Origin of the sequence: Oceanicoccus sp. (assembly GCF_029238675.1) — a bacterium.
Taxonomy (GTDB): domain Bacteria; phylum Pseudomonadota; class Gammaproteobacteria; order Pseudomonadales; family Dasaniaceae; genus Oceanicoccus.
The window spans coordinates 60,551-68,621 of sequence record NZ_JAQWFR010000010.1; the positions used below are offsets into that span (position 1 = coordinate 60,551).

Consider the following 8,071-nt stretch of genomic DNA (forward strand, 5'->3'; position numbering starts at 1 on the left):
GGGAGACGCCAATAAGATGGAATGTGACATAGTGTCGCAGAGAGGGAAGTTGTTGATTGAAGTTTATTCGGGGTGACTATTGCATCAGCGGATTTGATTATTCATTATCCAGCGACAGAATAAAAAGGGTGGAAAAATAAGGTAATCAAAATCGTGCTTGCCTCCCCTGTTAGACATTGTTGCCACTGGCAACAAGCCCCCTCAATAACACTCACTCGCCCCGTCAACAAGAAGCGATCTCATTATTGTGGATAGTTAATAGCTGTTCATTTAAGAGATATATTTACATTTAGAAATCTGATCTTGATGTTTATACAAAATATCGTATATTATACAGAATCTTGTATATATCCAGAGGGCTTAATTATGACCCAATTAGAATATGACAATATCTTCGATTCCTTTGAAGAAGACCCGATTGAGTCAGCTGATTTGAGGTTTCGCTCAGATTTGATGGTGGTATTAAGAAAGTTGTTTAAAGCACGTGATTGGAAACAGGCTGAAGTTATGCAGCACCTGGATATTGCCCAGCCAAGGGCTAGCGAACTAATGAGGGGGAAAATCGACAAAGTCTCTTCTGAAAAGCTTATAGGTTACTTGGCAATACTCGGGTTTCGTTTTAAACCTACCTATCATGCCCCGCCTAAAAGAAGAAATCGGTCACCAATACAATGCGAAGTGCGCTCTGAAGCGGTTGCTGCTTAAGCTTGTTACGTGAAGCGCCTCTTTAACTGATTACTGTCGGCGCTTTTTCTTACCTTTAGGTTTCTTTTGTGCTCCTTTCTTACTATTTTTCACTTCTTCGACCATTAATTTGTAGCGCTCTTTAGCGGTAGTCATAGCCTGCAGATCTACGCCATTGGTTGTTTTTGTAAAGGCGTGTAGTAAATATACGGTATCTTCGTATTTTGCACAGTAAACAGCCCTGTATGCAGGGCTGCCGTTCTCTATTAGCTCTATTGCTCCAGTGCCAACGCTGCCAGAAATATCCTTAAAATCAGAAAAAGGCTTTTCACCCTGTTGAACGGCATTCAGGTCGGAGCCAAATTTCAAAGACTATTCAGATGATGTCGCGAGTTTACGAAGGGTAGGGTACTTAGTGGATTTATTGACAAGATTTTTGAATGTAGAGAAATCTCGAAAAGCTTAACTAAGAAGTGAATTAGACACAGCTATCTGCTACAACCATACTACCGTTTAGTCTCTCTGCTAATTGTTTTATGGAGTCGGCAATATACGCAGCCTTGCTCTTTGCTAGCAGTCTGGAAGTAGTCCTGAGTGAATATATTATTTCCCGTTGACCCAAAATGTCGCGAAGGTGTATCAGTAGGGTGTATCTAAAGTAGTAACCAGAAGGTCGTTGTAAGAGATAATCAGCCATTATTTTCGTACCTTGTTTTGTACCCAGGGACACTGATGGCATCCCAGATACGAAAAAACTCCTGATTTCTCAGAGGTTTATCGCTTTTTTGGTGGGCCGGCGGGAGTTGAACCCTAATCCTAACGGTTTGTATTTAAAGAATTTTTGCTGTTTATTTTTCCCCTGATACTACTAGCGGTACTACTAAAAATATTATTCATAATAATATTAATGTGTTGAGGTTTTTAGGGGCTATAGCTGCTGAGTTCAACCCATTCAGCAAAAATACGCAAAGCAGAATTGCAGGAGGTGGGGAAAAAGGGTGTTCAGGTGTCTTATACAGAGTGAGTAATCACCATATTAAACGAGCGCGAGAGATATTAGACAAGCTGGGTATCAACACCGCTTTATGAGCTAGGGCAGATGGACGGCAGCGCCGCTAAATGACTGCCAATAAAGGAGGAAAGGAATAATGTCACTTGAAACCCCGCCCCTCGCAAGGGCGACAATGCTTATTCGTCGCCCAATTGAAGAAGTGTTCAGGGCATTTGTAGACCCTGATATAACAACCAGGTTCTGGTTCAGTAGATCCACTGGCCAGCTTAGTGTGGGTAACACTGTGACATGGTTCTGGGATCACTACGGTGTTTCAGCCGAAGTGTTTGTAAAAGCTATTGAAGAATGCCAAAGAATAGAAATTGAGTGGCCCACCCCTGTTGAATGGGTGTTTACTTCCAGAGGTGATACCACCTTTGTTGAGATAATCGCTTCGGGTTTTACGGGAAGTGATGATGAACAAGTCGCTCAGGCATTGGATTCTACGGAAGGCTTCAATCTCGTGATTTCTGCCTGTAAGGCTTTTCTTGAACATGGTATCGAACTCAAACTGGTTACTGATAAAAATCCTTATGCCGGAGATAATAATGGCGATTGATAAAGGGTTTAGGTCAGACAATATGTATCCCTACTCGTTTGTTAAAGCAGGGGAGAATCATCTGGAATTAATCGAAAAATGGTTAAGGTCGCCTGAAGTTTTCAAATGGTATCAAGACTCCGATTATATTGAAGATTTAGAAGAAGGGTTGTCAGATATGAGAATCCGGATGATGATTGTTTTCTTCAAAAATAGGCCATTCGCTTTTGTACAGGACTATGATATTCACGGCTGGCAAGACCATCATTTATCTTATCTGCCAAAAGGGTCACGCGGAATAGATACTTTTATTGGCGAGGCGGAGATGATGGGCCAAGGGCATGGTACTAGCTATCTAGGCTTTCGTGTAGATACTCTTTTCGCTTCAAGCGTGCCTGCTATTGGTATCGACCCTGATGTTGCTAATGTCAGAGCGATAAATGCTTATAAGAAAGTTGGGCTTATGAAAGATAAGGTGGCTTCAACAGAGTGTGGTGAGCTACAGCTCATGTCATTGATAAATAGTTAGTTCGCAATAAATTGCAGGAGGAAAAGCAAGTGAAAATATCTCTAGTCAGTATACCGGTGCAAGATGCTGTTAAAGCACATGAGATCTACACGTCAAAGTTAGGGTTTATCTCAAAAGAGTTTGATGCAGACGCGCATATAGCCATTGTTGTTTCAGCCGAAGATCCAAAAGGTACAGCAATTTTACTGGAACCCTGCCAAGGAACATTCGCTGAGAAATACCAAAAAGCAGCATATGAAGAAAACTTACCGATAATGGTTTTCTCGGTCAATAATGTTGAAGCTGAACTGGAGAGGTTGGAATCCGCTGGTGTGAAATTACGTCCTGAATTAGATAATCCGAATTGGGGGTTAAAAAACATGTTCGAGGATGGGTGCGGGAACTTTCTTATGATTGACGATGTATCTGTCAATCAGTAAATATATCAGCTGCATAAACAAACAAGCATAGTCAAATCACTCTACTACATTAGTTCTGTGTTATTAGTTTTAGGGCTTATAGTTGGTGTCGAGATTCAATCCACTCAGTAATATCACTTTCATACCACCCCACCGAACGCGCACCAGTCAAATGTACCTGCTTGGGGAAATGACCCTTCGATATTTGCAAGTAGATGGTTGAGCGGGATAAGCCTGTTAATTTTTTCACTTCTTTCAATCGTAGGATTCTACAGTTCATGGAATGCTCCTGTTATCCAGTAGCATCCCATACTAGGTTTTTTATTCCTTGCAACAACAAAAAACCATACACACCAAAAAGATAGTTTGTGCGGTGTTTTCAAAACCATCCCCCTTTTCGTTGTAGAGCTAGCTCTACAACGAAAAGGGGGACCTATGGAAAAGCCTGCTAAGTACGCGAACTATCCGGTGCTGGCGAGCTTGCGTTGCCAGTGGCAACGAGTCTTCTTATAAAGCTATCTTTTTTGTATGTATGGTTTTTCGCTGCTGGTAAATTCCCTGCTATGTTCTAATGCCCCCTTATGATCTGTAACGGCTACAGCCTTATGAGGCACCTATTGGGTAAGAAAATCACTGGTAGGCGCGGTACAAGGGTCAAAGAACATACCAAGCGCGCCCTTATAATAGCGGATGTTTTATACCGACAATATCAGGTGGGGCCGTATCAATATCGACAACATCACCTGTCATGGTATCTCAACATCCATATACAGGCGCTGAAGCCTAGCAGTCAGTACCGGCACTGGCTGACAGTCCGCATTATCGTGATAGCTTTGGATAAGGAGACACAATGGCTTCCGATGCTTGGCGGGTCTTGGGTGGGAGCTTAGTAGTCCAGTGGACACTGTCGAATTTTTATTGCTTAAGGAAAAGCAGAAAAACGCCCACTAATATAACAGTAGCGGAAGGTGGGGATTTTGGCTCTTTAAGTGTCTTATAAGTATCAAAGTACTTATAAGGCGCTGTAGAGCTATTAGGTACTTAAGCCGGCAAAAGTAGTTACGGGCCTACGTTAATGTGACCAAGCCAAAAGAGCGTTTGGTCTGCCCATACTCGATACAAGGAATAACCATGACCAAAATAATTACTGCTGTTAGCTTGTATCTGGGTATGTCCTTGCTGGCCAATTATGCTAGTGCTTGTTTCTTTCATTATGGTCAAGGCTACGGTGGCTTCTCCGGTGATCAGGTAAGCCCCTCCGCTGCTTTTACAGCACCAAAGAAGATATTCAACGTTAAACATCCACCCACTGCAGTGGCGATCATTAACGAATATTCTGAGATCACACTTGAATATGACCGCCCCATTACTTCAAAAAACGTCAGTATTCAATTAACCGGCAGCGCTAATGTTGAGCTATTAGACCAGAATATTGAGTTAATTGATTTTAGTGGCGAGATTACTGCCCGCTTCCGCCTTACCGGGAAGGGTTTTGATGTAATAACAATCACTGTTACTGGTGAGCATAACGGTGATAGCCTTCGCTATTCCAGTAGAGTCTATGTCAGGGCAAAACAGGCGGCCCCTCCCTTGACGATGGAAGTCACCTCCCGATAAATTGCCCAACTTGTTTTCGCAAGTGTTTGGCGAGGAAAACAATGAATCCTGCTCGAGATCAAAGCCTCGTGGCAGTTAACTGTCACCCCTTTGTCGTAGAGTTGTCGTAACTAAAACCAATGATTCCAACTGATAATTGATCCCCACCAATTATCAAGAGGGATAAGAGAATGGAACAGATGATAGATAAAGACTTAATCAAAAAACTCCGGATAGAGCGCTCCTGGTCACAAGATCAGCTTTCGTCAGTTTCGGGGCTTAGTCTTCGTACGATTCAAAGAATAGAGAACGAAGGCACCTGTTCTTTAGAGTCAAAAAAGGCGTTAGCGGCTGCCTTTGAGATAAACGCTAATAAGCTGGACATTAACACAGCTGCCATTAACACTCTTGCCGCCAATAACCGTGGGCGCAAGTTTGGGTTTGCTGGAACAGCGGCGGGACTTGTGAGTGCCTATATTGGAATAACCATGTCATATACATCGGGGAACATCACTTCCAGTGAGGCAGGCCTGTATTATGGAAGCATCGGTGCTTTCTGTGGAATCTGCTGCGCCATTATCGGGATATGTTCAAATAGATATATAGCTAAGGTAAAAACATGACATTCCATACACGGCTTTTTCTTATATCCAGTTTACTTTTTTGTTCACTAATAGGCCGTTCCGCGATAGCAGAGGAATGGAATGTTGGGTTTAAAAGTCTTCAGGTTTCTGACCCAGTATTTCACGATAATATTGAAGTTGCGGTATGGTACCCCACGCGAGCCAAGGCCCAAGATGAATCTATTGGACCATTAACCCTGCACTTGGCTGTAGGTGCTGAGATGCCTGCGTCCTCTAAAGGCTTAATACTAATTTCCCACGGTTTTTCTGGAAACGCCTTCGGACATAATGATACGGCCCAACACCTTGCCAGCTTGGGTTTCGTGGTTGCCAGCCCTACCCACCCTGACTTGCAGGGACTTAAATCTGGCAAACCAAAACTTGACCCACTGGTGGCAAGGCCGCGACAGATTCAGTTGGTCATAGATGAATTACTGAAGCATCCATCCTTTAAAAAGAGCTTGCGACCAAATCGTATTGGCATAATTGGTTTTTCTCTGGGTACTTATACTGCACTAGCTACTATCGGGGCGAAGGCTGATTTATCGGGCTTAGCTAGCTATTGTGCTATTAACAGCAAAGATTTTTTATTGTGCTCTCCTCAGGCAAGACATCGTCTTTCTGCTATTGCCCCTGATTTAATCCCGCAACATGATAACCGTATAAGCGCAGCTGTACTTTTAGCACCCGCTTATGGCCCGCTTTTTTCTTACGAATCTCTGTCTACTGTAAAAATTCCAATACAACTGTTCGCTGCGGAGCAAGATACAGAACTAGACAACCAATACAATGCGCTTCATTTTGAAGAAAACCTTCCCAACGGGACATCGCTTGAAATGATTAAAGATGCTGGGCATTTTGTTTTTTTGGCACCATGTCCGGAAAAACTAAAGCGAGCAGTGCCGTTTTTATGTGAAGACAACGAATCTGTTGATCGAGTAGCGATACATCAGAAACTAAATAGAGATATTGCAGGTTTTTTCAATAAAGCCTTGAACTGAATATGCAGCAAGCGACAATAAACACCCCAGAAAAAAGCCATAGTTCGCCTTCCCAGCCCCCCCCATTGTTGGTGTTTAGCTAGTTCAATACCAAAAATATAAAAGGGAGTTACTCTTTATGAATATCAACCAGCCTGCCTATATACCACTACTCTTTTACCAAGGATGAATTATGGAAAAACCAGATCAGAAAACAATCACCATCTTGTATACCAATTACAAAGGCCAAACTGACCGCAGAGATATTATTCCTGAAAAAATATGGTTTGGTTCAACTCAATGGCATCCAGAAGAGCAATGGCTAATGGACGCTCATGATTTAGGTAAGGGTGCCTTGCGTAACTTTGCAATGATAGACATAAAGGAATGGAAAACACCCTGATGAAATCTGCTACGACAAGGTATGTCTCGTGCTTCTGGAATAACTGGCTTTTCAGTCTTTACTATTGACAACAAGTAAAGAGTTGTAATATCTTTACAATTAATACTTAGTAAAGAAAGTGAGAGGTGACACCATGCCAAAAGTTAGTGCAAAAAGACAAATTACATTACCCATTTCTGGTTGTGATGCGCTGGGTATCAATCCTGGCGATGATGTGGAAATTTTACGTTACGGCAACCAATTTAACATCATAAAAAAAGAGCAGGGTTCAGCCGCTGGAATATTGAAAGGACTCAAAGCCAATAAAGGCGTGAGCGATGAAGAGTCACGGCAAGGCCACTTTGGATGATAGCGATTGATACCAATGTACTGCTGCGTTACCTGTTGGCCGATAATGCAAGCCAACACAAGAAGGCTAAAGCGATTATCGACAACCAGAGCCCTGTTTTGATTACAGATGTTGTGTTGGTTGAAACTGTATGGACGTTGACCGGTAAACGTTACGGCTTGGATAAATCCGCTGTGTGCACACTGGTTCGTGCCTTAGTAGGCGATGGTCTATTTATCTTTGAAGATTCGCAGGTACTGTGGTCTGCCCTGAGAGATTACGAAGAATCCAAACCGGTGCGTGGTAAAGCCCTCGACTTTGCCGATGCGTTAATCGTCAATAAGGCCCACTTTACCGCTGAAAATAAAGGTTTTTCATTATCGGCGTTTTATAGCTTTGATAAGGCAACAGAGCAATTAAAGGGGGCTAAAAAGCCGTAAAGTGAATCTTTTAGTTTCATTATTAATCCCTCGCTTTTTACGAACAAGCCCCGTTATCTTTCTGCTCTTCAAGCATGGCAACAAACGCCTCAATGTCAGTACGGTCAATACCCAAGCATGAAGCCATAGTGCTATAAATATGTGGTTTATCTCTTTTCACAGATTCTCGCAGTGCTTTAAAAAACGCCGATTGTTGTAGCTTTTTTTCTACGTGGTGTGCTTCCCGCTTGCGCCATGCATCATCCAGGTTTTCGCCGACATAATGCGCTGCTTGAGATCCTCGCGTACTTTAAAGCGGTCGATCACTACATCGATCGAGTGCTTCAAGGTTTTCTTTAGTAACGGAACTTCATCAAGGTCATAGACCTCGCCATCGACGCGCACCCTGACGAAACCTTCTTGCTTGAGTTTGTCAAACAGCTTGAGGTGTTCGCCTTTACGCTCTTTAATAACCGGCGCTAGCAGCATGATTTTGCTGCCAGTGGGTAGGCTCAGTACATC

At 42.8% G+C, this 8,071-nt stretch carries 15 protein-coding genes; 10 read left to right on the forward strand and 5 right to left on the reverse strand.

What is annotated here, in order from left to right:
• Positions 1-366 precede the first annotated feature (366 nt).
• Positions 367-705 (forward strand): XRE family transcriptional regulator, encoded by a 339-nt coding sequence (locus P8H32_RS04260; protein ID WP_301088550.1) that lies wholly within the window; start codon positions 367-369, stop codon positions 703-705.
• A gap of 30 nt (positions 706-735) precedes the next feature.
• On the opposite strand, the gene P8H32_RS04265 is transcribed toward P8H32_RS04260, so the two are convergent.
• Both P8H32_RS04265 and P8H32_RS11145 read right to left on the reverse strand, forming a co-directional pair.
• Positions 736-1,053, reverse strand: coding sequence for a type II toxin-antitoxin system RelE/ParE family toxin (locus P8H32_RS04265; protein WP_297291521.1), 318 nt, complete (start codon positions 1,051-1,053; stop codon positions 736-738).
• A 109-nt stretch (positions 1,054-1,162) separates the two neighbouring features.
• A complete protein-coding gene (locus P8H32_RS11145) occupies positions 1,163-1,423 on the reverse strand; it encodes a DUF6538 domain-containing protein (RefSeq protein ID WP_367279153.1) in 261 nt (86 codons plus the stop codon).
• A 409-nt stretch (positions 1,424-1,832) separates the two neighbouring features.
• On the opposite strand from P8H32_RS11145, the gene P8H32_RS04270 reads away from it, so the two are divergent.
• Genes P8H32_RS04270 through P8H32_RS04280 form a run of 3 tightly spaced genes read left to right on the forward strand, consistent with a single transcriptional unit; the run spans position 1,833 to position 3,221 of the window.
• Positions 1,833-2,294 (forward strand): SRPBCC family protein, encoded by a 462-nt coding sequence (locus P8H32_RS04270; RefSeq protein ID WP_297291520.1) that lies wholly within the window; start codon positions 1,833-1,835, stop codon positions 2,292-2,294.
• On the forward strand, positions 2,284-2,802 hold the full coding sequence (locus tag P8H32_RS04275) for a GNAT family N-acetyltransferase (RefSeq protein WP_297291519.1): 519 nt from the start codon (positions 2,284-2,286) through the stop codon (positions 2,800-2,802). Before P8H32_RS04270 ends, P8H32_RS04275 begins: the two co-directional genes overlap by 11 nt.
• A 29-nt stretch (positions 2,803-2,831) precedes the next feature.
• Positions 2,832-3,221 carry a VOC family protein gene (locus P8H32_RS04280; protein WP_297291518.1) on the forward strand — a complete coding sequence of 130 codons (390 nt, stop codon included), beginning with the start codon at positions 2,832-2,834 and terminating at the stop codon, positions 3,219-3,221.
• A 76-nt stretch (positions 3,222-3,297) separates the two neighbouring features.
• Here P8H32_RS04280 and P8H32_RS04285 read toward each other — a convergent pair whose 3' ends face one another.
• Positions 3,298-3,480: an AlpA family transcriptional regulator gene (locus tag P8H32_RS04285; protein WP_297291517.1), complete on the reverse strand. Its 183-nt coding sequence runs from the start codon at positions 3,478-3,480 to the stop codon at positions 3,298-3,300.
• Between the two features lie 851 nt (positions 3,481-4,331).
• Between P8H32_RS04285 and P8H32_RS04290 the strand changes: the two genes are divergently transcribed.
• The 6 genes from P8H32_RS04290 (at position 4,332) to P8H32_RS04315 (ending at position 7,570) form a co-directional block, all read left to right on the forward strand.
• The gene (locus tag P8H32_RS04290; protein ID WP_301088551.1) at positions 4,332-4,817 is read left to right on the forward strand and encodes a hypothetical protein; all 486 of its coding nucleotides are present in this window, start codon (positions 4,332-4,334) and stop codon (positions 4,815-4,817) included.
• A 170-nt stretch (positions 4,818-4,987) separates the two neighbouring features.
• Positions 4,988-5,419, forward strand: coding sequence for a helix-turn-helix transcriptional regulator (locus tag P8H32_RS04295; protein WP_297292409.1), 432 nt, complete (start codon positions 4,988-4,990; stop codon positions 5,417-5,419).
• Positions 5,416-6,420, forward strand: coding sequence for a hypothetical protein (locus P8H32_RS04300; protein ID WP_297292408.1), 1,005 nt, complete (start codon positions 5,416-5,418; stop codon positions 6,418-6,420). Before P8H32_RS04295 ends, P8H32_RS04300 begins: the two co-directional genes overlap by 4 nt.
• 172 nt (positions 6,421-6,592) lie before the next feature.
• The gene (locus tag P8H32_RS04305; RefSeq protein ID WP_297292407.1) at positions 6,593-6,802 is read left to right on the forward strand and encodes a hypothetical protein; all 210 of its coding nucleotides are present in this window, start codon (positions 6,593-6,595) and stop codon (positions 6,800-6,802) included.
• Between the two features lie 133 nt (positions 6,803-6,935).
• Complete coding sequence (locus P8H32_RS04310) at positions 6,936-7,151, forward strand: AbrB/MazE/SpoVT family DNA-binding domain-containing protein (protein WP_297292406.1); 216 nt, start codon at positions 6,936-6,938, stop codon at positions 7,149-7,151.
• On the forward strand, positions 7,148-7,570 hold the full coding sequence (locus P8H32_RS04315) for a PIN domain-containing protein (RefSeq protein WP_297292405.1): 423 nt from the start codon (positions 7,148-7,150) through the stop codon (positions 7,568-7,570). Before P8H32_RS04310 ends, P8H32_RS04315 begins: the two co-directional genes overlap by 4 nt.
• A 37-nt stretch (positions 7,571-7,607) precedes the next feature.
• Here P8H32_RS04315 and P8H32_RS04320 read toward each other — a convergent pair whose 3' ends face one another.
• Entirely contained in the window at positions 7,608-7,730 is a 123-nt protein-coding gene (locus P8H32_RS04320; RefSeq protein ID WP_301088552.1) for a hypothetical protein, read from the reverse strand.
• A gap of 47 nt (positions 7,731-7,777) precedes the next feature.
• Positions 7,778-8,071 (reverse strand): hypothetical protein (locus P8H32_RS04325; RefSeq protein ID WP_367279154.1); only part of this gene is annotated, 294 nt, incomplete at its 5' end.

What these genes read in the sequence shown, in the direction of transcription:
- P8H32_RS04300 (WP_297292408.1), top strand. Translation starts at nt 5,416, where the DNA reads ATGACATTCCATACACGGCTTTTTCTTATATCCAGTTTACTTTTTTGT.
- P8H32_RS04260 (WP_301088550.1), top strand. Translation starts at nt 367, where the DNA reads ATGACCCAATTAGAATATGACAATATCTTCGATTCCTTTGAAGAAGAC.
- P8H32_RS04275 (WP_297291519.1), top strand. Translation starts at nt 2,284, where the DNA reads ATGGCGATTGATAAAGGGTTTAGGTCAGACAATATGTATCCCTACTCG.
- P8H32_RS04285 (WP_297291517.1), bottom strand. Translation starts at nt 3,480, where the DNA reads ATGAACTGTAGAATCCTACGATTGAAAGAAGTGAAAAAATTAACAGGC.
- P8H32_RS04310 (WP_297292406.1), top strand. Translation starts at nt 6,936, where the DNA reads ATGCCAAAAGTTAGTGCAAAAAGACAAATTACATTACCCATTTCTGGT.
- P8H32_RS04290 (WP_301088551.1), top strand. Translation starts at nt 4,332, where the DNA reads ATGACCAAAATAATTACTGCTGTTAGCTTGTATCTGGGTATGTCCTTG.
- P8H32_RS11145 (WP_367279153.1), bottom strand. Translation starts at nt 1,423, where the DNA reads ATGCCATCAGTGTCCCTGGGTACAAAACAAGGTACGAAAATAATGGCT.
- P8H32_RS04315 (WP_297292405.1), top strand. Translation starts at nt 7,148, where the DNA reads ATGATAGCGATTGATACCAATGTACTGCTGCGTTACCTGTTGGCCGAT.
- P8H32_RS04295 (WP_297292409.1), top strand. Translation starts at nt 4,988, where the DNA reads ATGGAACAGATGATAGATAAAGACTTAATCAAAAAACTCCGGATAGAG.
- P8H32_RS04270 (WP_297291520.1), top strand. Translation starts at nt 1,833, where the DNA reads ATGTCACTTGAAACCCCGCCCCTCGCAAGGGCGACAATGCTTATTCGT.
- P8H32_RS04305 (WP_297292407.1), top strand. Translation starts at nt 6,593, where the DNA reads ATGGAAAAACCAGATCAGAAAACAATCACCATCTTGTATACCAATTAC.